Genomic DNA, 22,136 nt, shown 5'->3' on the forward strand with positions numbered 1-22,136 from the left:
AAGCGTGATTCCAGCCAGGGACGAGTACCGTTTTATGAGCCCACCATAAGGCATTGTTATATTAGAGAAAACCCTAGCCATGGGTTTTTATCTGCAAGAGTGGCGCACACCAAAACCACGTGCAATGCAATTGCATTACTACATAGAGTACACTGCCTGATGCTCTCTGGAGAACGACATGTCTGCCATCCTGGAAGTCGAATCCACACTGACCGACCGCTACCAAACCACCGTACCAGAAACCGTGCGCCGTGCCCTTCAGTTGGGCAAGCGCGACAAGATCCATTACACCATCCGCCCAGACGGCCAAGTGGTGCTGACACGCGCCAGTGCGCCGGCTGACGCCGACCCGGTACTTGGCAAATTTTTAGATTTTCTGGCTCGCGATATCAGCAACCACCCAGACCGCTTGCAAGCAATCGATCACAGTCTCGTACAGCACCTGCAAGCTCTCACCGAGGGTGCAGATATCGAGCTTGACATGCCCCTATCGGCGGGCGATGAATGAGCACGGGCAAACGCACTCCTCTGCTTATCCACGGATGGACGGTTTTTGCACACCCACCATTTCTTGCGCAACTTAACGGACTCACCCAGCAGGTTGAAGCACTCAAAAAAAGGGATCCTGCTGGATACATAAAAAAAAATGCCACCAAACGGCTGGCAGCGATCACAAAACTGGCATTCGATATCATCCCGCAAGACCCCACGAAGCCAGAATACCGGCAGGGTCGCACCCTGGGCGACCATTACAAGCACTGGTTCCGGGCTAAATTTTTTCAGCAGTACCGTCTATTTTTTCGCTATCACGCCCCCAGCAAAGTGATCGTGCTGGCCCGGGTTAACGACACAGACACCAAGCGGGCTTATGAGAGCGAAGACGACGCCTATCGGGTGTTCACGAAAATGCTGGATAGCGGGCACCCGCCTGATGACTGGGATCAGCTTCTGAAAGAAGCTAAGTAATCCAGCGGTCAGCCAGCCTCCCAAAGGCTGGCCCCCTCCACTACATCAACCTACCGCAACGGCCCCGCTAGGCCGCCGTAAACCCATTATCCACAAACAGATGGGTGCCCGTCACGAAGCTTGAGTCATCACAGGCCAGAAACAGCGCAGCCTTGGCGACATCCTCGGGTTCGCCAATACGGCCCTGTCGTTCCTTCAGCCCGATGCCAGATGCGTCAACACCTTGTGCAGCAAGTTCCTGGATTTCCCTCAAGCCGTGCGGGGTACGAATAAAGCCGGGGCAGATCGCGTTGCAGCGCACGTTCCGGTCTCGAAACTCCGTGGCAATAGCACGTGCAAACATATGGACGGCCCCTTTTGTGGTGTCGTACAGTACTTCACCCGGAGTGGCCGCCACCGCGGAGATGGAAGATGTGCAGATGATGGAGCCCCCCCCTGCCTTGATCATTGCCGGCAGTGCTGCACGCGTCATCAGAAACATGGAACGGACATTGACTGCATGTAGCCAGTCCCATTCCTGGAGGGAAATATCCAGGAATGGTTTGATCAGGATAGTGCCTGCATGATTGAACAGGACATCTGCGGCACCAAATTTTGCGGTGATATCTGCCATTGTGGCAAGAACCACTTCCTCATCTGACACATCAGCCATCCATGCCCGAGCTTCGCCACCAGCTGCCTGGATCGCGGCAACTGTCTGCGCTGCCAGCGCTTCATTCCTATCGACGATCGCCACTTTGGCACCCTCTTGCGCAAATAGGATGGCCGATGCAGCACCCATACCACTGGCACCGCCCGAGACGATCGCCATTTTTCCTTTCAATCTGTTAGCCATTTTCTCATCCGTAAAAACCATTGGTTGGTCACCGTTCAATGACGTATTCAGGCGTGGCGGGTCTGCGCCGCCAGATCGCTCTCAACTTCTTCGATAGATTGCCCTCGCGCACCACCTGTCACCGCAAACTCTTCTTCTGGCGAAAGCACAAGGTGGTTACGACGATAAAGCGCGAAGTAAGCAAGTCCAATCAGGTACCACGCCATGACGGTGATGGCAGCCCACTGATAGAGCGGGTTGATGAATAGATAGCCCAGCGTGACCACGCAGACCACGATCGTGACATACGCACCAAAGTTGCCAAGTGGGCTGACAAATGGCCGTTTGATGGAAGGATAGATGCGCCGCAGGCGAAGAAACGAGATGCTTTGCAGCAGGTAAGAAATCATGCCAGCAAAGCCGATCATGCTGACCAAGAACCCGCCCATGAACGCAATATTATTTCTGCCCCCAAGGTACCAAATCACCAGAAGTGCAATCAGGGCCAGGCCCGAGCCCGTCACCAAGGCACGGTCAGGCGTTTGCGTTTTGGGATTGGTAACCGACACTGCAGTGGGAAAATAGCCCGCACGGGACAGCGAATAGATATTTCGCCCACAGGCGAAGCTGCCTGCAAAAAAACTTGCGCCCAAGCCCAGGACGGCTGTCAGTGCAAGCACCTTGGCCCAACCCTCACCCAACAGTGCCTTGAAATTATCCAACAACAAGTCGCTGGCAGAACTGAGCGCATGCGCCCCCGTTGAAATGGACGCGCTGAAAAAGAGCATGCCCACGGCCAGGAAAAAGAGTGCAACCACAGAGAGCAATAGTGCTCGAGGCATATCGCGTGTGGGATTCTTGGCCTCCTCAGAGGCCAATGGCAGTTGCTCAACAGCAAGAAACATATACACAGCAAAAGGCAGCGTCGCTAGCACCCCTGTCATGCCAAACGGCAACCACGGGCCGTTTCCTTCGGGTAAGAGCCCACCACCTTCAGCAATGTTCAGAGCATTCTTTGCCACGTCTACCTGAGGGATAGCGATGATAAAGAAAAACACCAGCACAAGTACAGCTGCAACTGTCACCCAGACCAGCACGCGCATGGTCAGCTCAATGCCCCGTGTCGAGAGCAACAGCATGATGGCATAACCGCCAATCCACCAGAGCGGCAGCCACTCCATGGAAGTTCCGGTAATCGATGCAAGGTAGGCGCTCATAAAGAACATATTGCCCCCTGGTGCCAGCACGAACTCGATGTTTTCGGCCAGACCTGTGGTATATCCCCCCCATGGCCCCAATGCCGTGCGGGCAAAGGAATACGCACCACCTGTGTGCGGCAGGGCTGCGCTCATCTCACCGATGGATGCGCACAGGCATACATACATGAAGCCCACCACAAGCAAGGAAATCAGCAGACCACCAAACCCGCCGTCTGCAAGGCCAATATTCCAGCCCGAGTAATCACCTGCGATGACGGCACCCACGCCCATCATCCATAGTGTAAACACACCGGCGTGACGCCTGAGCTGGCGTTGCTCGAAGTAAGAAGCATCAACCGCTTTATAGTTGACGCCCCCTTGTGATACTTTGTCTGCACCCATCGTCTTCTCCTAAGGCGCCGATGTTCCCTCGGCAGCCTTAACGATAAATTTCGACAATCAAGGGTGTCTATGTCCCATTGGGGACATAGGGTCAACCCGAAATCCGATCGCCCTTTCGTTGGAAAGACCTGTGAATTCACCGCGAACACTGCCTTCCGGCTTATGGGCCGATACGCTGCCGTCCGTTATCCGGGCAATTGGCACAGAACAGTTTGCACCCGCGCTGGACAGCGCCTTGCGGGCTGTTGCTGGTTTTGACATCAGTTGTATTTTTTCTTACACATTACAAGCCCGGCCTCGTTTACTGCACGATGGCCTGAACCATGTCTCCACCTCGGCGGTGATGGCAAACTACCTGAACGGCACTTATCTGCTGGATGCCGTTTATGACGCCTGCCGAAGAGACATGCCAACGGGCCTCTACCGCTTATCAGCGCTGGCGCCCGATCAGTTCTTCGAGGGCGAGTACTATAACTCACCAGAATTCCACCCCTGCATTTCGATGGAGACGGGAGCTCTTTCTGAAGAGATCGTTTTTTTCACTCGTATCCACGACTCATATATCGCGTACTCGCTGATGCGCCAGCAGGCACACCCGCTGTTTTCCGAGCAGGAGTTTGCTGCCTTGCAGACGACGGCCACTACTGTCATTGCATTGATGGAGAGCCAGTGGCGTGGCCGATTTCCGGTTTCTGGCAGTGCTGAAAACGAAGATCCAAAAGATACTCAACTCAGCCAGGCCATGGATACGTTTGGCGGCGACGTCCTGACCGCACGCGAACGCCTGATCGCCACGATGATCTTGCGCGGCCACTCCACCGTATCCATCGCGGCAAACCTCGGACTATCCGAAGGAACCGTGAAGAACCACCGCAAGCACATCTATGCAAAGCTGCAGGTGTATAGCCAGTCGGGGCTGTTTAGTTTATTTATTCAGCATATCTTTGACTGACGCGTACATTCGTTGCACATGCAGCGCAACACCCTCTTCATGTCCCGCATCGTCAGCCGCGCGCTAATAGCATCGGCAGTATGGCGCTCACCGAGGGGGTAGTTGAGACGCCGCACCCCGATCAGTGCTTACAGGGATGCCACTGATCAATCAACGCCAAATGACTGCAGGACGTGCAGCCCCTTACCTTAGCTGCTTACTGCGCCAATACCGCTGCCAACAAGCCGGGAAATCGGCTTTCAATATCGGCACGTCGTAAGGTGTTTATGTGGACCGTGCCATTGTTTTCTGTAAACACCAACCCGGCCTCACGCAACACCTTGAAATGATGAGAGACGGTAGACTTGGGACGCCCACCATCCAGCTCGCCGCAGGTGGCTGCATCGACACGGGCAAGTTGCCGCACGATATCGAGACGAATGGAGTCGCTTAACGCGTAGAGCACGCGTTCGAGAGATAACTCACTGGTAGCGGGATGCTTGAAAGGACGCATGAGCAGCATCATACCCTTTGGATTACAATAATTCTATTGTTCGTATTCATTCGAACAAACGAATACAATTCAGCCTTTCCTCTTCCCAAAGGGCCATCATGTCTGCTTTGTTTCAACCCTTCAAACTTAAAGACGTTTCCCTGCGCAATCGTATTGCTGTCCCGCCCATGTGCCAATACATGGCGGTTCATGGGCTTGCCAACGATTGGCATTTGTCACACTACGCCGGTATGGCGCGCGGCGGCGCCGGGCTTGTCATCGTCGAGGCCACAGCCGTATCGCCCGAGGGGCGCATCACTCCCGGCTGCACAGGAATCTGGAACGACCAACAGGCTCAGGCCTTTGTACCGGTGGCGCGGGCAATCAAAGCTGCCGGGGCGGTGCCGGGCATCCAAATCGCCCACGCGGGCAGAAAGGCCAGTGCAAATCGCCCCTGGGAGGGCGACGACCACATCCCCGAAAACGACCCACGCGGCTGGCAGACGATTGCTCCCTCGGCCATTGCGTACGGTAAGGGCTTACCCAAGCAGCCGCGGGCGATGACCCTGGACGACATCGCACGCGTCCGCCAGGATTTTGTGGATGCGGCAAAACGGGCCAGAGAGGCTGGCTTTGAATGGCTGGAGCTGCATTTTGCACACGGTTATCTGGCACAGACTTTCTTTTCTGCGCACTCCAATCACCGCGATGACATCTATGGTGGAAGCGTTGAGAACCGTGGACGGTTTCTGCTTGAAACCCTAAAGGCCGTCCGCGAAGTGTGGCCAGAAAATCTCCCGCTGACGGTGCGCTTTGGCGTCATCGAGTACGACGGGCGCGACGAGCAAACGCTCATTGAGTCGATCGGGCTTGTGCGTGATTTCAAAGCGGCTGGCATGGACATGATCAATGTCAGCATCGGCTTTACCATTGCCGACGTCTCCATCCCCTGGGCGCCTGGTTTTCTGGGGCCGATTGCAAAACGGGTGCGCCAGGAAGCAAATAGTCCTGTCTCTGCCGCCTGGGGCTTTGGCACTCCAGATGTTGCGGAGCACGCCGTCAAGGAAGAGCAGCTTGATTTGGCGATGGTGGGCAAAAGCCACCTGGCAAACCCCCATTGGGCGTATTACGCAGCAAAGACACTTGGCATCGAGCACGCCTCGTGGACATTACCGGCGCCCTATGCCCACTGGCTTGCACGTTACTAAATCAAAAAAGCCTGCCACGCAATCAGCGTGGCAGGCTTGAAAGTGAAACGGCAAGGCGCTGATTACAGCACTTGCGGATAGTGAGCGCTCTCACCCACGGTCAGCAGACCAGCGCTCTTGGCCTGATCCAGTTCGCGCACCACTTCAGCGCGGCTCAAGGCCGGCGTATCGCTTTGCAGCTTCGGGTAATCAGACTGTTCACCCATGACAACCTGCCCTTGTGATTGGGCCAAGCGCAGCGCTTGAACCACTTCTGCACGGGTTTCCGTGCTGGGGGTCGAGGTTTGGGGATAATAAAGCGCTTGGTCAGCCTGTGCGATACCGGCAGAGGCCAGACCTAGGGACAAGAGGGCGATAGAGGCGGCGGTGGTGACTTTCATGATGGTTTCCTTCATTTGGAGTATGAGTCAGTACAGGATTCACGGGCTTTCCGCTTGGTGAGTCATGTCCTGTGCTGTTGGAAACAGTGTGCGCTTTTGCTGCGCCGCATTAAATAGGTCTACGATGAATTCAATATTTCATTTTCGTGACTAATCACCTCTCTTCCACGACAGCCCGGGTGAGGCTTGATCTCTCCTTGATCGACCAGGTCTGCCACGCGACGCAACAAAGCGTGCTGCCTATGGCTGGGTTAGCATCATGGACTGTGGCGCAGCTTTGCTTAAGGATTATTGGCAGTATCTCAAGGCCTGAGCCTCTATGTAAATCAGAGTGCCAGGTCATCAAATGCCTATCAGATAGATAGCGTCTTTTTAAAACAATTTAAAGAATCCTCTCATGGAAATCAAAGTCAATTTTCTCGATAAGCTACGTCTTGAGGCAAAATTTGATGACTTCACGGTTGTGGCCGATCAACCTATCCGCTATAAGGGCGACGGTTCCGCACCCGGCCCATTCGATTATTTTCTGGCTTCGTCGGCTTTATGTGCTGCCTATTTTGTGAAGTTATATTGCGTGACGCGCAACATCCCTACCGAAAACATCCATCTATCGCAAAATAATATTGTTGATCCCGAAAACCGATACCAGCAGATTTTCAAGATCCAGGTCGAGTTGCCATCGGACATTTCGGAACTGGACCGCCGGGGCATCTTGCGCTCAATCGAGCGTTGTACCGTAAAAAGGGTGGTGCAGGCTGGCCCCGATTTTGTCATCGAAGAGGTAGAGAATTTAGATGCTGATGCCCAGTCGTTGCTGACGCTGAAGCCAGCTGCCGATGCCAGTACTTATATTGCGGGCAAGGATCTTCCGTTAGAGCAGACAATCGCCAATATGTCAGGGTTCTTGGCGGGCCTGGGTATCAAAATTGAAATTGCCTCGTGGCGCAATCTCGTCCCCAATGTGTGGTCGCTGCACATCCGCGATGCGCACTCGCCGATGTGCTACACCAATGGCAAGGGAGCAACCAAAGAAAGCGCTTTGGCATCGGCATTAGGAGAATTCATCGAACGCCTGAATTGCAATTATTTCTATAGCGACGCATTCTGGGGTGAAGATATTGCCGATGCAGCATTCGTACATTACCCGGATGAACGCTGGTTCAAGCCCGGACCCAAAGACTCACTGCCAACTGAGATTCTGGATGCGTACTGTCTGAAAATTTACGATCCGGATGGCGAGCTTCGCAGCTCGCATCTGCATGACACCAACTCTGGCAATGTACAGCGCGGTATATGTTCTTTGCCATATGTACGGCAGTCTGACGGCAAGGTCGTATATTTCCCGTCCAATCTGATCGATAATTTATTCGTCAGCAACGGAATGAGTGCTGGTAATACCCTGGCCGAGGCACAGGTGCAATCTCTTTCCGAAATCTTCGAGCGGGCTGTAAAACGTGAAATCCTGGAAGGCGAACTTGCATTGCCTACCGTGCCGCCCGAAGTGCTCGCAAAATACCCCGGCATCCTGGCTGGGATTCATGGGCTGGAAGAACAGGGTTTTCCGGTGCTGGTCATGGACGCGTCACTGGGTGGAACCTACCCTGTGATGTGCGTAACCTTGATGAACCCAAGGACAGGCGGCGTGTTTGCTTCGTTCGGCGCACACCCGAGCTTCGGGGTGGCACTGGAACGCAGCCTTACTGAATTGCTGCAGGGGCGCAGTATCGAAGGCCTGAACGATTTTCCTCAGCCCACCTTTGTCAGTGATGCTGTGACTGAACCAAATAACTTTGTCGAGCACTTTATTGATTCCAGTGGCGTTGTGTCGTGGCGTTTTTTCAGTGCCAAAGCCGATTTTGATTTTGTCGAATGGGATTTTTCTGGTCTGGGTGAGAATTCTAATGTCCAGGAAGCAGCAACACTATTCGATATTCTCAAAGGCATGGGCAAAGAGGTATATATGGCAGTGTATGACCAACTGGGTGCCATCGCCTGCCGGATCTTGGTGCCCGGCTATTCGGAGATCTACCCGATAGAGGATCTGATCTGGGACAACACAAACAAGGCGCTGCTATTTCGCACCGACATTTTAAACGTGCATCACTTGGATGATGACGGCCTGGCAGCGCTGCTTGAGCGACTGGAGAGCAATGACCTGGATGAGTACTCCAAGGTTTCCTCATTGATCGGTATCGAATTCGACGAAAACACAGCTTGGGGGCAACTGACGGTTCTCGAATTGAAGCTGCTGATTCAGCTCGCCTTGCAGCGATTTGAGGCGGCGCAAGAGCTGACAGGCGCCTTCCTGCAGTACAACGACAATACGGTCGAACGTGGATTGTTTTACCAGGCATTGAATGTGGTTCTGGAAGTGCTGCTCGATGATGACTTGGCGCTGGACGATTACATCGTCAACTTCCGCCGGATGTTTGGCGACGCTCGGATGGATGCCGTCATGGATGCCGTGGACGGCCGCACACGCTTCTTCGGGTTGACGCCGACGAGTATGAAACTAGAGGGCCTCGACAGACACCATCGATTGATCGACAGCTACAAAAAAACGCATCAGGCACGGGCTAAGCTGGTTTGAGCCTTACCGTCTCGGCCCCTTGACGCTTTCCAATCGCATCGTCATGGGGCCTTCGACCCGTAGCCTGTTGATTGACGGCACCATGGATGCATTGCTGAATCAGAACCTGCAATTCCATCACTGGCGCAACCGCAGCACCTTTTGCAACAATTGGTCCAGCACGCTGGCAAAGGCGCGCCTGTCTGCCTGGCTGAAAGCCGCCGGCCCGCCTGTATCGATACCCGCGCTGCGCAACTCCTCCATCATGTCGCGCATCGTCAGCCGCTCGCTGATGGTATCGGCGGTATAGCGCTCGCCGCGGGGGCTGAGCACCAACGCCCCCTTGCACAGGGCCTCGCTGGCCAAAGGGATATCCGCGGTAATGACCAGATCGCCGGTGCAGGCATGTTCGACGATGTAGTTGTCCGCCACATCGAACCCTTTTGGCACCTGGATAGCCCGAATAAAAGGCGACGGCGGCGTGCGCAGCATCTGGTTGGCCACCAATGTAAGTGGTTGCTGCACGCGCTGCGCCGCCCGGTACAGGATGTCTTTGATCACCATCGGGCACGCATCGGCATCCACCCATATATGCATGGGCTAATCCTTCAGCGCATCGGCCAGCAAGGTATTGACCAACTCGCTGACGCTGACGCCATCGGCCTGTGCCTTGGCCTGCAAGGCCGCAATCAGGGGCTGGTGCAGTTTGACGGGAAAGGACACCAGACCCGCTGCCTGATCCAGGCGCCGCTGCTCGCGACGATCCACAGCAGGTACAGCGCCCGCATAGCGGCTGGGCGGGATGGCAGCATTGAGCTTGCCCATCAGTTTCAGGGCTTGTTGCTTGTCTAGATCGGTCTTTTTCATGAAGCGCTCGGTGCTGAGTCTGTTAGTGGCAATCTCGCCAGGCCGCATGTTAGTGGATATTGGAGTAGACGGCCTATTTTAGGCTTGGACTTGCTTATTATCCTGCGTTATCAGGGCCCACTGGATGGACGATCCAGCACGGCAGCTGCCGCTCAGAGTAATGGTGAGGCATTACAATTGAGTGCTTACCCGAACTGATCATTGCGATGCCAGACTCAGAAGAGCGGCTGCCAGTTGGGTTTCTATCAGACTGATGGGGTTAGCCTGTATGCCAGAAATCAGAGCGGTATGGGCCAGGTATCCGGCGCTGGTTTTCTGGTGCCTGACACTATTGTTACTTGCACCCGCGGATAGCGTCCGCGCGGCAGCCAACGATGTGGTCTTCCCGGCGCAGGTGCAGCAAGGGGCGATGGTGATCGGCAAGGTGCCCCCAAAAAGCCAAGTAAGCTACGAGGGGCGCACGCTCGCCGTCACCAACTATGGCACCGTCGTGTTCGGTGTTGCGGCCGATGCGTCCGGCCCTCTCCACCTGCGCGTGAGCCCACCCGGCGGTACTGCCCTGTCCGTGGATCTGGCTGTACAGCCGCGCGACTGGCCGGTCGAGCGGGTTGGCGGGCTACCGCCCAAGACTGTCTCGCCGCCACCGCAGATTGCGGCCCGGATTCGCCGGGAGCAAGCCAGGGTGGCCGAGACACGTATGACCAGCGATTCCGGGACAGGTTTTGCCGAGGCCTTCATCTGGCCGCTGCACGGTCGTGTTTCAGGGCGCTTCGGTAGCCGGCGCATCTATAACGGGATTCCTGGTGCCCCACATTCGGGCATGGACATTGCCGTTCCGACCGGCACGCCAGTCAAGGCACCCGCCAGCGGCCGGGTGGTGTTTGCCGATCCCAATCTGTATCTGACCGGCGGCACAGTGCTGATTGACCACGGTTATGGCATCGGCTCAAACTTCCTGCACCTGTCCCGCCTGGACGTCCACGTGGGTGACACAGTGAGCCAGGGCCAGGTAATTGGGCTGGCTGGCGCAACCGGGCGTGCATCCGGGCCGCATCTGCACTGGGGCATGACCTGGTTTCAGACGCGTATCGATCCCCTGCTGGTGCTGGAGCGCACACAGTGACTTTCTGCGTCTACCGGATTTAGGCTGATAAGACCCCTCGCTTTCCCATCCCCCATTCAAAGAGGACAATTCATGAAAATTCTGATGATTCTCACTTCGCACGATCAACTGGGTGACACCGGCAAGAAGACGGGTTTCTGGCTGGAAGAATTCGTCGCGCCTTACTACGTGTTCAAGGACGCTGGCGCGCAGATCACAGTGGCCTCGCCGCAAGGCGGGCAGCCGCCGCTGGATCCGAAGAGCGACGATCCGTCGGCGCAGACCGATGCCACTCGCCGTTTCAAGGATGACCCGGCGGCTCAGACCGTACTGGCCAGCACGCAGAAACTGAAGGATGTCTCGGCTGCCGGCTTCGACGCAGTGTTCTATCCGGGCGGCCACGGCCCGCTGTGGGATCTGGCCGAAGACGCCACATCGATCGCGCTGATCGAAGCCACGTTGGCCGCCGGCAAGCCAGTCGCCGCCGTATGCCACGCACCCGGCGTGCTGCGCCACGTTAAGTCGGCCGATGGTAAACCGCTGGTCCAAGGCAAATCGGTTACCGGCTTCACCAATACCGAGGAAGACGCCGTCGGCCTGACCAAAGTGGTGCCGTTTCTGGTGGAAGACATGCTGAAAAAGAACGGCGGCAATTACAGCAAAGGGGGTGACTGGCAGCCGTACGTGGTCAGCGACGGCCTGCTGATCACCGGTCAGAATCCAGCGTCATCCGAGCCCGCAGCCAAGGCGTTGCTGAAGATGCTGGGCTGAGCCATACCTCGCCAACGATACGATGCTGTCTGCGGCATCGTTGACGCAGCTGTTCTCTCTGCTTCGTCGTGTGTATAGGTGGTAAGCGATGGTTCGACGCTTCCCGAACGTCAGTTCTAGGGACTGTATTTGGCCGCAACCAGCCCGTCCTATACATCACAAAGGAGCTCCTACTAGTTAATAAAAACCAAAAAAATCCCAACCGAAACCGGTTGGGATTCTAAAGACTGGTAGCCGGGGAATTGAACCCCCGGCCTACCTAGTTTTTATGAGGGTTTCCAGAGCCATCGTGGCGACATGGCCTGGCAGGACTGGAATGGCCGCACAGCCTGGTATTTCGTGAAACTGACGCCGGGCTATCCGCTGCTCTACGGGGCGCTGGGCATCGGCCTGCTCGTCGCCCTGGTCCTGATCCTGTTCGTAGGCCGTACCGCGAAAACCGAAGGGTTTGAAGGCGCAGCCTACAAACGCTTCGTCCGGGGCACACGCATGACCACGGCCAAACACCTGGCCAAACTCTGCACGGAACCGGGCCAGCAACAGATCGACGTGGCGGGCATTCCGCTGCCGACCGCCAATGAAAACCTGCATCTGCTGGTCAGCGGGGCCACAGGTTCGGGCAAATCCGTGCTGCTGCGCAATATGGCGGCCTCCGTGCAGGCTCGGTCAAAAAACAGTCAGTCCAGCCTCTTGCCAGCCCGCAAACCGCTGCGCAATGACCGCATGATCGTCATTGATCCGAACGGCGACATGCTGAGCAAGTTCTGGCAACCAGGCGATGTGATCCTGAGCCCGTATGACGCCCGCAGCGAAGGCTGGTCGCTGTTCAATGAAGTGCGGGCCGACTACGACTGGAAGCACCTGGCGCGTTCCCTGGTCCCCATGAGCCAGGACAAAAACACAGAGGAATGGAACGATTTTGGCCGTCTGCTGCTGCGCGAAACGGCCAAAAAACTCTATCAGCTACAGGGCAAAAAAGCCCAGATCATGGATCTGTTTCGCCTCTGCTCCATCGAAGATCCCAAGACGCTCAAACAATTCCTGGAAGGCACTCTGGCAGAGTCCCTGTTTGTCGGTTCCAGTGAGGCCAGCAAAGCGCTGTCGTCGGCCCGGTTCGTGCTGTCCAACAAACTGTCGGAACACACCAGCATGAAGCCTGGCCCATTTTCCATCCGCGGCTGGCTGGATGATCCTCAGGCGGGGAATCTGTATATCAACTGGCGCGAAGACATGATGCATGCCATGAAGCCGCTGGTGTCGGCCTCGGTCGATGTGTTCATCACATCCATTCTGTCCATGCCCGAACACACCGGCAGGCGCTGGTGGTTGTTCATTGACGAACTGGCCAGCCTCGAAGGGCTGCCGTCGCTGGAGGCCGGGCTGACCAAGGGCCGCAAGAATGGGCTGCGCATCGTCGCCGGATTGCAGAGCACATCCCAACTGGAACACATCTACGGGCGCACCATGGCCACCACCTTGCGGGCCAGTTTCCGCAACCTGGCGGTCCTGGGCGGATCGCGCACCGATCCCCAGACGGCCCACGACATGAGCGAAAGCCTGGGGAAACATGAAGTCGAACGGCCGAAATTCAGTGTTAGCCGCAGTGTCGAGCACCGCAACACTTCGGATAATATGGACCGAACGACTGAGGATGTGGTAACAGCAGCGCAGATTCAGGCGCTGCCGGTGCTGGAGGGGTATGTGGCGATGGCGGGAGAGCTACCTATCGCCAAGATAACCCTACCCACCAGGAGCATCAAAACAAAAACAGCAGCCTTCCAAGTTACTTAATTCGGGCCATAGAACGTACCACCACCGCCAAACGCATTGGGCTGGTAGGTGGTCGTCCCCTCTGGACCATAGAACGTGCCACCTCCGCCAAATGCATTGGGTTGATAAGTGGTTGTCCCCTCTGAGCCATAGAACGTACCGCCGCCACCAAATGCATTGGGCTGGTAGGTGGTTGTCCCCTCTGGACCATAGAACGTGCCGCCGCCACCAAATGCATTGGGTTGATAGGTGGTTTGCGCCGTTGCTGCCGTGCAGATTGCGCAAAATAAAAAAGCTGCAAACCTTGTACGTTTACCCACAACCATCTATTTGCCCTCCTTGGGCAGACTGAAAATCACCACCAACAGATTATATGGATAAGCCTGGGCAATCTACCATCCGGCACACACATCAGCCATCACAGAAGCGCCTTTCACCCCTTGGGGTATCCATAATCTTACACACAGCCAGATCTATCGGGGCTATGCCCCCCTCACCACCCACTACTATACCGACTAGGCCGATGACTATTACAGCCGTGATGGCAGCGTCGCCACTTGACAGGGCGAAGGTGACGGCGGCGCAGATTCAGGCGCTGCTGGTGCTTGAGGGGTATGTAGTGATGGCGGGCGAGTTGCCGATGGCCAGAGTGAAAATACCATATAAACGGCTCACAGAAGGGGCTGTATCATTCTTTGAAGTCGGATGACTTGCTCTCAGCCATTTGCTGCCTTTCGACGTTATGACCCGATAGAGCCATATAACTATCAAAATTCTGCCAACCATGACGCAATATCCATTTGCACCACGCCGGAATCCCGATGGAACACCAAAACAAGAAACCGAAGAGGAGTTTCATGAGAGGGTGATAGCCTGTCTCGAACAACTAGACTCGATGGACCGCCTTGAGCGTGCGGAGCGCCATATCTGGCTGGGCAAACATCATGTTGATGTCAATGGGGGCTACTGGGAGCGATCAGAAACATTGGCAGTACTACAGGAAGCCCGTAACAGCTATCTCCACGGCAACTTCATTGCGACGCTGATCCTAGCATTAGCTTACGTCGAGCACATCATCAACGACGCACTACCGCTACTGCCCCCAAAAGCGCGAACTCCCACAATGTCCACTGCCATCACGAAAGCTCGCGAAGCCAGGCTGTTTCCAGATCAACTACTGGACAGAGCTACCATGCTGAGCAAATTCCGTAATCCGTTCATACACCGCCGCAGCGCAGACGATCCAGACACGCTTGGTCAGCGTATTCAGAATCGGAAGTCTCACCCCATGACGATCCTGGAACAGGACGCTCGCGATGCATTGCTGATTATGTACGGATTCTTCCGTTATTCCTTTAATCCTCCCCTGAAAGCTTAAGACCAGAGTTGCCTTAAATATCTGACACCAGTTCCTAGCCGTAAATCACTGCCCACATTTATTGTGGACAACCCTGTGTAATCCCCCTCGCCCTTCTCCCAACAACCAGCATTGACGCGCCTTTCGCGTCCACTGGCTGATCTTTCACCATCCCTCATCCCGGAGTCTCCATGATCTCGCACAGCCAGATCTATCGGGTCCGTGCGGCCCTCGCCACCCACTACTATGCCGACCAAGCCGATGACTATTACAGCCGCGATGGCAGCGCCGCGACCTGGCAGGGCGAAGGTGCCCGCCGCCTGGGCGCGGTCGGTGCCATTGATCCGGCCCGCTTCAAAGCCATGCTCCAAGGCGATTTTGGGCATGGCATCACAGCGGTCCAGTCGGTGCGCAAGGACACCAAGGCCCGCGCCGCGCTGGACTTGACCTTTGGTGCGCTCAAAAGCATCACCCTGCAGGCGCTGATCGGCGGCGACGAGCGCCTGATCCAGGCCAATGACGATGCCGCCGCCACGGCGCTGGCCTATGTGGAAAAGCACCTGGCCATGGGCCGACGCAAGGAAAGCGGCAAATCCCGTGTGGAACACACCGGCAATCTGATCATCGCCAAATTCCGCCATGAAACTGCACGGCCCAAAATGGTGCTGCTCTATGCCTACACCACGACGGCGCATAGCGCCCAGGGCCTGACCTGCGACCGAGTGCTGTACAGCGCGGAAAGCTTCAGCCACACCACGGCCCAGGACACCTATTACGTCAGTATTTCACGCGAACGGCACAAGGTCGTGGTGTTCACGGATGACGCCAACAAGCTGCCCGAGCGGGTGGATCGCCTGGGATACAAGGGGTTGGCGCATGACCTGCAGCCGGTGACAGTCCAAAACCTGGAGTCAAGCCGAAGCCATCACGCCGATACTCCGTCGCAGTTGGAGCCTGAGCTGGAAGTCGAGTAGCTTCCATCCACGACAGACGTACGATTCATTGCCAATATGTCAGAAACTAATGTATAGTTTCTCTGTACATGAGGTGCCCTATGAACTCGCTGCCAAAAGCCATCCTGCAACACGCTCGATCCTTGCCCGAGGGCGGCGTGCTGTCGCCCAAAGAATTTCTCCATCTGGGCAGCCGCTCTGCAGTGGATCAGGCATTCTCACGCTTCGCCAAACAGGGCAAGCTGCTGCGGGTCGCGCGCGGCGCATACACCGCGCCGGTTAACAGCCGATTTGGCTCGCGCGCCCCAGCCCCAGAAAAAATCATCCAATCACTGGCAGAACACAACGGTGAAGTCGTCGTGCCGCACGGCGCCAGTGCAGCCAACACGCTTGGCCTGACACAACAGGTCCCCATCCGCGAGGTCTACCTGACGTCCGGGCGCACACGCAAGCTGCAAATCGATCACTCAGAAATCCTGGTAAAGCATGCGCCTCGCTGGATGCTCGCCTTGGGCGAGCGGCAGGCAGGCACTGCCGTCCGGGCGCTGGCCTGGATAGGCCCGGCGTTTGCCCAGCAATCATTGGCATCGCTGCGCCGTACCCTACCCGCTGCCGAATGGCAGGCACTAGCTTCAGCTCGGGCGGCGCTTCCGGGCTGGATGGCGCAAGCCATCGGCAAGGAAGCAGCCCGTGGCTGAGTTCTTCTTCGGCCTGACCCAACAAGACCAACGCGAGGCCCTGGAGTTCGGCCGTGCCAAAACGGGGCGCCCGGCCCACTTGTTGGAAAAGGACATCTGGGTCGTATGGACGTTGGGCGCTTTGTTCGACTCGCCGATCGCAACCGACCTGACCTTCAAAGGTGGCACATCATTGTCAAAGGTCTACAAGGTGATCGATCGATTCTCCGAAGACATCGACTTGACCTACAACATTCGCAAGTTGATTCCCGACCTGACTGGCGAGCAAAGCGATCTGCCAGCCAGTAGAAGCCAGGCCAGCAAATGGACCCAGGCCGTGCGGCATAGGCTGCCAGGCTGGATCACACAAAATATACAGCCCGTCATAATGGCAGCCCTGGAACACGCCCAGCTGGACGCCCATGCCGAATTGAGCGGACCCGGCAACGACAAGCTGACGCTGCGGTACCCGGCGTTAGCGCACGGCACGGGCTATGTCGCCCCCGTCATCACCCTGGAGTTCGGTGCACGCGCTACCGGTGAACCGCACCGGGTATTTCCAGTCACATGTGACATTGCACCTGAAATCAGCGGGGTCGCCTTCCCTACCGCCTCGCCACTTGTCATGGATATTGCCCGCACCTTTTGGGAAAAGGCCACGGCGGCGCACGTCTTTTGTGCACAGGGGCGCATTCGCAGCGAACGATACGCACGCCATTGGCATGACTTGGCGGCAATTGCGCAAAGCCCCTACTTCGCCAGCATCCTGGCCGATCAGGATGTAGCCGACGCGGTCGCCCGGCATAAGTCGTTTTTCTTCATCGAAAAGGATGCCAACGGCCAAGTGATCGACTACACATCGGCCACCACCGGGCACCTGAAGATCGTTCCCAAAGGCCAGACCAGAGCCGCCCTCGCAGAAGACTACGCGGCCATGCTCGCCGATGATCTGCTGGTCGGTGGTACTGCATCCTTCGATGACCTTATGGGCGCATGTGCAGACCTCGAAGCCAAAGTAAACGGCGCCGTCCGATAGCAATATCAGCGCAAGCCAGAATCCGGTGGGCGGGTGGTGTTTCCCGATAGGATTGCCGGTGTCATCTTGGTGTATGGCCGGTGTCCGGCCAATTACTCCGGCCCGTCTACACCGTATTCGGCTACAGGTGTGGCCGAAACTTTCTCTGCCCAATCAATGGCTTGCGCAATTACAGTGTCCTATTTGTCCTGTAAATCGACAATCGACGGTCTCTGTGCAAGCCATTGATCCACAAAGCCTTTCTCCACCCCGCCAGCGGTGCATCATGTGTGGGACGTTTAAGGCCACAAATGAGCGCCAGCGAATTTGGGGACAAACGGCCCAGCCTGACCGGAAACCGGGCAGGCAGCGTCACCGATCAAGGCCCGGACAATGCCGGGCCAGCATGCAGTGCAGCTCTAGGCCGGAACCACCCGGCCTGTGTCGCGCAACCGTCGCTATCGAATATTGCTATAGAAGGGGCCCTCATGAATGCTGCACAGCTTCAATTCCACGTCGATTCTCGTCTGGCTACGCTGTCGAGTCAGGAGTACAGATCGACCGGAGCGTGCGCTGAAAGAACTGGTAGGCAACGCTTGGGATGCCGATGCAGATCAGGTAGGTAATGGCTATGGTTCCGGCGGCGGCAGTGATAAGGCAGCCATCAAACTGCTGTGGTTGGCGCTCAGAAATGTGCTGGCCAAGCCCTCTCAGTCTGTTCATACTTGGAAGGCGGCGATGAACCAGTTTGCCATCCTGTTCGGTGAACGGTTCACTGAGGCCAGAGATTAAACGATGTTAAATCGCCTCGCCCACAAAAAATCTGACACTCCCGGATGGTGAAATGAGCATTTCAATAAGCACTTTGAACAAATGGTTTTCAGAGCGCCCCCAGTGGCTCCAGATTGCTGCTGCTCGGCTGCTTCAGCAGTCTGAGCTTACTAACAAAGACATCTCTGAGCTCGCAGCCCTGTGCCAACAGGAGGCCGCCGGCAAATTGCCCAAAACGACCTGTACCTTTCCCGCTACCGCGTTCTCCCAGGGCGCAGCAGGCACTCTACGTTTGTGTTCAATCAGTGATGTCGAAGGAGTAAACGCCCTTGCCCCAAGAAAGCCACTTGAGTTTGGCAAGGGCAATATCACGATTGTTTATGGCAACAACGGATCAGGCAAATCCGGTTACGTCAGACTCCTCAAACATGTATGTGGAGCCCGCGAGATGGGTACCCTCCACCGAAATGTCTATAAGCCCGGCTCTGCCGTGCAAAAAGCCTGCATTTCGTTTGAGCAGGACGGCATTTCGAAGACCTATACTTGGTCCGGACAAGGCATCTGCGATGATCTCAGCAGCGTTGATATTTTCGACACATCGTTTGGCAAGGTCTTTGTCAGCAGCGAAGACGAGGTGCGCTACGAACCGCCGGTTCTATCGTTTTTCAGTTCGCTCATCGTCGTATGCGAAAGGGTCGCATTGGCCTTGGACACCGAGGCTAACCAGCACCAGTCCAAAAAGCCGAATATCCCGGTTGACAAGAAGATTACCCCTGAAGGTATCTGGTATGAGGGCATCGGCGCCAAGACCGCCACCCAGGAAATCGACAAATATTGCTCATTTGGCAGCGCTGACGAGACCGAGATGCAAACGCTGCAGCAGCGACTTGACCAAAAGGCACCTGCAGAAGAAGCGAGGCGGCTGAGAAATCAGAAACAGCACATCAGCACTCTGGTCCAGGATGCCCAAAAGTATCTAGAGCAATTATCGGACGAGAATTTTCGGCGGATCATTGCTGCCAAGAAAAGGTCGATTCTCAAAAAGACAGCGGCAGATACGGCGGCGGAAAAGGTGTTCTCCGGCAGCGAGTTGGAAGGCATCGGGTCTGATGTCTGGAAAGAGCTATGGGAAGCGGCCCGGAACTACTCCGTATCGGCGGCCTACAAAGAGGCCGAGTACCCGAATGTTGTTGATGATTCCCGTTGTGTCCTGTGCCACCAGACCTTGATCCAGGAAGCCAAGGTGCGGTTGGTCTCTTTCGAAAATTTCGTAAAGGGTGAACTGCAGAATGCCGCATCGGATGCGGTCAAGGAATACGAGACCGCCAGTCAAACTATCGAGGCGCTACCGACATCGGAGACGCTGAAAACACGTATCGATGCGGCTGGCATTTCACAGGATGAAGTCGCCAGCCAGGTGACGGATTTCTTTGCTCAATTGCAGGCCAGAAAAGACCTGCTCCCTGGGATCGATTCCGAAGAAGCCATTCCCGACCAGCTAATCTCGCCGAAATGGATCGAAGAAGCCAACGCCCGGTCGGAAAACCTCGGTGAACTCGGGGCAAAATATGACGAAGACGCCAAAAACGACAATCGTGAGGAGATCAAGAAGAAGCTAAACAGCCTGCAGACCAGAAAGTGGTTGTCTGAACACCGCGCCGTCATTGATGATGAAGTCGCCCGATTGAAGCTACTGAACCAGATTCAGAAAGCCAAGAAGTCCACCAATACCAAAGCCCTGTCTCAGAATAAAGGGGAGCTGGCAGAAGCCTTGATCACGGATGCGTTCGTGCAAAGGTTCGACGCGGAGCTCAAGGCCCTGGGCGCATCTCAGGTAAAGGTCGAGCTCGTGAAGTCAAAGGTCTCCAAGGGCCGAGTTCTTCATAAGCTCCAGCTTCGGGGGGCCTCTCAGAATGGCCTCGCCGATGTGCTGAGCGAGGGAGAAAATCGGATTATTTCCATTGCGGCTTTTTTGGCCGACGTCACCGGAAAGAGCAACCAGGCTCCGTTTATCTTTGACGATCCAATATCCTCACTCGACCAAAGCTATGAGGAGGCCGTAGTTCAAAGACTGATTGAGCTGTCTCACGACAAGCAGGTCATTGTCTTTACTCACCGCCTGTCCTTGCTGGGAACGGTACGGCATTTCGCCGAGAAAAAGACCATCAAGCCCAATGTGGTGAGCATTCGCTCTGCGGACTGGGGGACCGGAGAGCCCGCTCCCATTCCACTTTCACAGAGCGACATCAAATCCACCCTGAACACACTCATGCATCAGCGGTATCAGGATGCGCAGAGGGCGAGTGAAAACGGCGAGTTTGAATATGCCGAAATCTTGCTGAAGTCGATATGCAGCGACTTCAGGACATTGGTGGAGCGATCTATTGAAAATGATCTGCTGTGCGGGGTGGTTCAAAGATTCCAAAGACCAGTCCACACGTTGAAGCTCAAGGATCTGGCTAAATTGAAGGACGTGGATTGCAATCTTCTTGATTCGCTCATGACCAAATACTCAGGGTTTGAACACTCGCAGCCAACAGAATCACCTGTGGAGCTGCCGAAGCCAGACGATCTGTTGACCGACATGACTTCATTGAAAACCTGGCGTGAGGAATACGCGAACCGCCCCACCTCAGCAGTGACTGGGTAGCAGTATGAGAGTTCTCCATACATCCGACTGGCATATCGGCCGCACCCTTTACGGCAGAAAACGCTACGAGGAATTCGAGGCTTTTCTGACCTGGCAGGCTGAGACGATTCAGCAGAATGCAATTGATGCCTTGCTGGTGGCGGGTGATGTCTTTGACACCAGCGCTCCGAGCAATCGCGCCCAGGAGCTCTATTACCGGTTCTTGTGCCGGGTGGCCGCCTCATCCTGTCGGCATGTCGTTGTCGTCGCGGGCAACCACGATTCACCGTCCTTTCTCAATGCTCCCAAGGAGCTGCTCAAAGCTCTAGACGTCCACGTGGTCGGTAGTAGCACGGAATCCCCGAAAGACGAAGTGCTGGTGCTCTGTAATGAGCAGGACGCTCCGGAATTGATTGTCTGCGCCGTGCCCTACCTTCGTGACAGGGATATCCGCGTGGCGGAAGCTGGTGAGAGCGTCGAGGACAAGGAGCGGAAACTGATCGAAGGCATTCGCACCCATTACGCCGCCGTCGCCGCCTTGGCAGAGCAGAAGAGAGAGGAACTCGGAGCCGATATTCCCATCGTTGGCATGGGGCATCTGTTCACCGCAGGCGGTCAAACCGTCGATGGTGATGGCGTGCGCGAACTCTATGTAGGCTCCCTGGCTCACGTAACGGCCGGGATTTTTCCAGCCTGCTTCAACTATCTGGCGCTTGGTCACCTCCACGTCCCACAAAAGGTGAACGGCTCCGAAACCATTCGGTACAGCGGCTCGCCTCTGCCCATGGGGTTCGGAGAGGCAAAACAGCAGAAGAGCGTTTGCCAGGTTGAGTTCCACAGCACGGCTGCATACGTACAGCTAATCGATGTGCCAATTTTTCAGAAACTTGAGCGCGTCAAAGGAGACTGGGACGACATCTCAAACCGCATCCTCGAATTGTCGGCGACGAACTCCCAAGGCTGGCTCGAAGTCATTTACGACGGCACTGAGGTCATCGGCGATCTGCGTGAACGCCTGGAGGCAGCGATTTCCGGCACCCAAATGGAAATTCTCCGCATAAAGAACAACCGCATCATCGACCGCGTGCTGGGACAAATCCATGAAGAGGAAACACTCGACGATTTGAACGTAAACGACGTGTTCGAACGGTGCCTCGCTGTCCATGACGTGCCCGAAGAGCAGCGGCCAGAGCTGCTTCGGGCCTATCAGGAAACGGTCTCGTCTCTCTATGAAGACGATGTGCAGGCGGAATAGCGAGGCT

Annotated in this window: 22 protein-coding genes and 1 pseudogene; 16 read left to right on the forward strand and 7 right to left on the reverse strand. The window is 55.9% G+C overall.

Annotated features, from left to right (window positions below; translation table 11 throughout):
- Positions 1–178 precede the first annotated feature (178 nt).
- Together ABS758_RS08305 and ABS758_RS08310 are read left to right on the forward strand one after the other, a co-directional pair.
- A complete protein-coding gene (locus ABS758_RS08305; protein WP_350381381.1) occupies positions 179–508 on the forward strand; it encodes a type II toxin-antitoxin system PrlF family antitoxin in 330 nt (109 codons plus the stop codon).
- Complete coding sequence (locus ABS758_RS08310) at positions 505–966, forward strand: type II toxin-antitoxin system YhaV family toxin (protein WP_350381379.1); 462 nt, start codon at positions 505–507, stop codon at positions 964–966. The genes ABS758_RS08305 and ABS758_RS08310 overlap by 4 nt, the downstream gene beginning before the upstream one ends.
- Before the next feature lie 67 nt (positions 967–1,033).
- On the opposite strand, the gene ABS758_RS08315 is transcribed toward ABS758_RS08310, so the two are convergent.
- Entirely contained in the window at positions 1,034–1,840 is an 807-nt protein-coding gene (locus ABS758_RS08315) for an SDR family NAD(P)-dependent oxidoreductase (protein ID WP_350381378.1), read from the reverse strand.
- 8 nt (positions 1,841–1,848) lie between these two features.
- Positions 1,849–3,381 (reverse strand): amino acid permease, encoded by a 1,533-nt coding sequence (locus tag ABS758_RS08320; RefSeq protein ID WP_350381377.1) that lies wholly within the window; start codon positions 3,379–3,381, stop codon positions 1,849–1,851.
- 130 nt (positions 3,382–3,511) lie between these two features.
- Between ABS758_RS08320 and ABS758_RS08325 the strand changes: the two genes are divergently transcribed.
- Complete coding sequence (locus ABS758_RS08325) at positions 3,512–4,333, forward strand: response regulator transcription factor (protein WP_350381376.1); 822 nt, start codon at positions 3,512–3,514, stop codon at positions 4,331–4,333.
- A gap of 196 nt (positions 4,334–4,529) precedes the next feature.
- Here ABS758_RS08325 and ABS758_RS08330 read toward each other — a convergent pair whose 3' ends face one another.
- Positions 4,530–4,826 carry an ArsR/SmtB family transcription factor gene (locus ABS758_RS08330; protein WP_350381375.1) on the reverse strand — a complete coding sequence of 99 codons (297 nt, stop codon included), beginning with the start codon at positions 4,824–4,826 and terminating at the stop codon, positions 4,530–4,532.
- Positions 4,827–4,924: 98 nt separating this feature from the next.
- On the opposite strand from ABS758_RS08330, the gene ABS758_RS08335 reads away from it, so the two are divergent.
- Complete coding sequence (locus ABS758_RS08335; protein WP_350381374.1) at positions 4,925–6,013, forward strand: NADH:flavin oxidoreductase/NADH oxidase; 1,089 nt, start codon at positions 4,925–4,927, stop codon at positions 6,011–6,013.
- Positions 6,014–6,075: 62 nt separating this feature from the next.
- Here ABS758_RS08335 and ABS758_RS08340 read toward each other — a convergent pair whose 3' ends face one another.
- Entirely contained in the window at positions 6,076–6,393 is a 318-nt protein-coding gene (locus tag ABS758_RS08340; protein WP_350381373.1) for a DUF4148 domain-containing protein, read from the reverse strand.
- Positions 6,394–6,790: 397 nt separating this feature from the next.
- Between ABS758_RS08340 and ABS758_RS08345 the strand changes: the two genes are divergently transcribed.
- The gene (locus ABS758_RS08345) at positions 6,791–8,983 is read left to right on the forward strand and encodes an OsmC domain/YcaO domain-containing protein (RefSeq protein WP_350381372.1); all 2,193 of its coding nucleotides are present in this window, start codon (positions 6,791–6,793) and stop codon (positions 8,981–8,983) included.
- Positions 8,984–9,100: 117 nt separating this feature from the next.
- Here the strand turns inward: ABS758_RS08345 and ABS758_RS08350 are convergent, their stop codons facing one another.
- On the reverse strand, positions 9,101–9,559 hold the full coding sequence (locus ABS758_RS08350) for a YaiI/YqxD family protein (RefSeq protein ID WP_350381371.1): 459 nt from the start codon (positions 9,557–9,559) through the stop codon (positions 9,101–9,103).
- 3 nt (positions 9,560–9,562) lie between these two features.
- On the reverse strand, positions 9,563–9,829 hold the full coding sequence (locus ABS758_RS08355) for a hypothetical protein (protein WP_350381370.1): 267 nt from the start codon (positions 9,827–9,829) through the stop codon (positions 9,563–9,565).
- Between the two features lie 268 nt (positions 9,830–10,097).
- Here ABS758_RS08355 and ABS758_RS08360 point away from each other — a divergent pair, with 268 nt between their 5' ends.
- From ABS758_RS08360 to ABS758_RS08370, 3 genes are all read left to right on the forward strand, one after another.
- A complete protein-coding gene (locus ABS758_RS08360; protein WP_350381369.1) occupies positions 10,098–10,952 on the forward strand; it encodes a M23 family metallopeptidase in 855 nt (284 codons plus the stop codon).
- Between the two features lie 72 nt (positions 10,953–11,024).
- On the forward strand, positions 11,025–11,702 hold the full coding sequence (locus ABS758_RS08365) for a type 1 glutamine amidotransferase domain-containing protein (protein ID WP_350381367.1): 678 nt from the start codon (positions 11,025–11,027) through the stop codon (positions 11,700–11,702).
- A 297-nt stretch (positions 11,703–11,999) separates the two neighbouring features.
- Complete coding sequence (locus tag ABS758_RS08370; protein ID WP_350381365.1) at positions 12,000–13,493, forward strand: type IV secretion system DNA-binding domain-containing protein; 1,494 nt, start codon at positions 12,000–12,002, stop codon at positions 13,491–13,493.
- Here ABS758_RS08370 and ABS758_RS08375 read toward each other — a convergent pair.
- Entirely contained in the window at positions 13,490–13,798 is a 309-nt protein-coding gene (locus tag ABS758_RS08375) for a hypothetical protein (protein WP_350381363.1), read from the reverse strand. The genes ABS758_RS08370 and ABS758_RS08375 overlap by 4 nt on opposite strands.
- 197 nt (positions 13,799–13,995) lie before the next feature.
- Between ABS758_RS08375 and ABS758_RS08380 the strand changes: the two genes are divergently transcribed.
- From ABS758_RS08380 to ABS758_RS08415, 8 genes and pseudogenes are all read left to right on the forward strand, one after another.
- The gene (locus tag ABS758_RS08380; protein ID WP_350381362.1) at positions 13,996–14,181 is read left to right on the forward strand and encodes a hypothetical protein; all 186 of its coding nucleotides are present in this window, start codon (positions 13,996–13,998) and stop codon (positions 14,179–14,181) included.
- 75 nt (positions 14,182–14,256) lie between these two features.
- Positions 14,257–14,850, forward strand: a complete 594-nt coding sequence (locus tag ABS758_RS08385) for a hypothetical protein (RefSeq protein WP_350381360.1) — start codon at positions 14,257–14,259, stop codon at positions 14,848–14,850.
- A 170-nt stretch (positions 14,851–15,020) separates the two neighbouring features.
- The gene (mobF, locus tag ABS758_RS08390) at positions 15,021–15,803 is read left to right on the forward strand and encodes a MobF family relaxase (protein ID WP_350381359.1); all 783 of its coding nucleotides are present in this window, start codon (positions 15,021–15,023) and stop codon (positions 15,801–15,803) included.
- 80 nt (positions 15,804–15,883) lie between these two features.
- Positions 15,884–16,480 carry a DUF6088 family protein gene (locus ABS758_RS08395; RefSeq protein WP_350381358.1) on the forward strand — a complete coding sequence of 199 codons (597 nt, stop codon included), beginning with the start codon at positions 15,884–15,886 and terminating at the stop codon, positions 16,478–16,480.
- Positions 16,473–17,495, forward strand: coding sequence for a nucleotidyl transferase AbiEii/AbiGii toxin family protein (locus tag ABS758_RS08400; protein ID WP_350381357.1), 1,023 nt, complete (start codon positions 16,473–16,475; stop codon positions 17,493–17,495). Before ABS758_RS08395 ends, ABS758_RS08400 begins: the two co-directional genes overlap by 8 nt.
- Positions 17,496–18,122: 627 nt before the next feature.
- Positions 18,123–18,266 (forward strand): annotated as a pseudogene (locus ABS758_RS08405) (IS256 family transposase); the annotation flags it as partial.
- A 52-nt stretch (positions 18,267–18,318) separates the two neighbouring features.
- The gene (locus tag ABS758_RS08410; RefSeq protein ID WP_350381355.1) at positions 18,319–20,895 is read left to right on the forward strand and encodes an AAA family ATPase; all 2,577 of its coding nucleotides are present in this window, start codon (positions 18,319–18,321) and stop codon (positions 20,893–20,895) included.
- Between the two features lie 4 nt (positions 20,896–20,899).
- Positions 20,900–22,129 (forward strand): exonuclease SbcCD subunit D C-terminal domain-containing protein, encoded by a 1,230-nt coding sequence (locus tag ABS758_RS08415; protein ID WP_350381354.1) that lies wholly within the window; start codon positions 20,900–20,902, stop codon positions 22,127–22,129.
- Positions 22,130–22,136: the final 7 nt, after the last annotated feature.

The sequence above is a fragment of the Castellaniella sp. FW104-7C03 genome, assembly GCF_040276085.1.
Taxonomy (GTDB): domain Bacteria; phylum Pseudomonadota; class Gammaproteobacteria; order Burkholderiales; family Burkholderiaceae_B; genus Castellaniella.

Excerpts from the sequence above, each read along its gene's own strand:
- ABS758_RS08350 (WP_350381371.1), bottom strand. The coding sequence starts at position 9,559 with ATGCATATATGGGTGGATGCCGATGCGTGCCCGATGGTGATCAAAGAC.
- ABS758_RS08310 (WP_350381379.1), top strand. The coding sequence starts at position 505 with ATGAGCACGGGCAAACGCACTCCTCTGCTTATCCACGGATGGACGGTT.
- ABS758_RS08335 (WP_350381374.1), top strand. The coding sequence starts at position 4,925 with ATGTCTGCTTTGTTTCAACCCTTCAAACTTAAAGACGTTTCCCTGCGC.
- ABS758_RS08375 (WP_350381363.1), bottom strand. The coding sequence starts at position 13,798 with ATGGTTGTGGGTAAACGTACAAGGTTTGCAGCTTTTTTATTTTGCGCA.
- ABS758_RS08345 (WP_350381372.1), top strand. The coding sequence starts at position 6,791 with ATGGAAATCAAAGTCAATTTTCTCGATAAGCTACGTCTTGAGGCAAAA.
- ABS758_RS08365 (WP_350381367.1), top strand. The coding sequence starts at position 11,025 with ATGAAAATTCTGATGATTCTCACTTCGCACGATCAACTGGGTGACACC.
- ABS758_RS08355 (WP_350381370.1), bottom strand. The coding sequence starts at position 9,829 with ATGAAAAAGACCGATCTAGACAAGCAACAAGCCCTGAAACTGATGGGC.
- ABS758_RS08320 (WP_350381377.1), bottom strand. The coding sequence starts at position 3,381 with ATGGGTGCAGACAAAGTATCACAAGGGGGCGTCAACTATAAAGCGGTT.
- ABS758_RS08380 (WP_350381362.1), top strand. The coding sequence starts at position 13,996 with ATGACTATTACAGCCGTGATGGCAGCGTCGCCACTTGACAGGGCGAAG.
- ABS758_RS08305 (WP_350381381.1), top strand. The coding sequence starts at position 179 with ATGTCTGCCATCCTGGAAGTCGAATCCACACTGACCGACCGCTACCAA.
- ABS758_RS08330 (WP_350381375.1), bottom strand. The coding sequence starts at position 4,826 with ATGCGTCCTTTCAAGCATCCCGCTACCAGTGAGTTATCTCTCGAACGC.
- mobF (WP_350381359.1), top strand. The coding sequence starts at position 15,021 with ATGATCTCGCACAGCCAGATCTATCGGGTCCGTGCGGCCCTCGCCACC.
- ABS758_RS08340 (WP_350381373.1), bottom strand. The coding sequence starts at position 6,393 with ATGAAAGTCACCACCGCCGCCTCTATCGCCCTCTTGTCCCTAGGTCTG.
- ABS758_RS08385 (WP_350381360.1), top strand. The coding sequence starts at position 14,257 with ATGACGCAATATCCATTTGCACCACGCCGGAATCCCGATGGAACACCA.
- ABS758_RS08415 (WP_350381354.1), top strand. The coding sequence starts at position 20,900 with ATGAGAGTTCTCCATACATCCGACTGGCATATCGGCCGCACCCTTTAC.
- ABS758_RS08410 (WP_350381355.1), top strand. The coding sequence starts at position 18,319 with ATGAGCATTTCAATAAGCACTTTGAACAAATGGTTTTCAGAGCGCCCC.
- ABS758_RS08370 (WP_350381365.1), top strand. The coding sequence starts at position 12,000 with ATGGCCTGGCAGGACTGGAATGGCCGCACAGCCTGGTATTTCGTGAAA.
- ABS758_RS08395 (WP_350381358.1), top strand. The coding sequence starts at position 15,884 with ATGAACTCGCTGCCAAAAGCCATCCTGCAACACGCTCGATCCTTGCCC.
- ABS758_RS08360 (WP_350381369.1), top strand. The coding sequence starts at position 10,098 with ATGCCAGAAATCAGAGCGGTATGGGCCAGGTATCCGGCGCTGGTTTTC.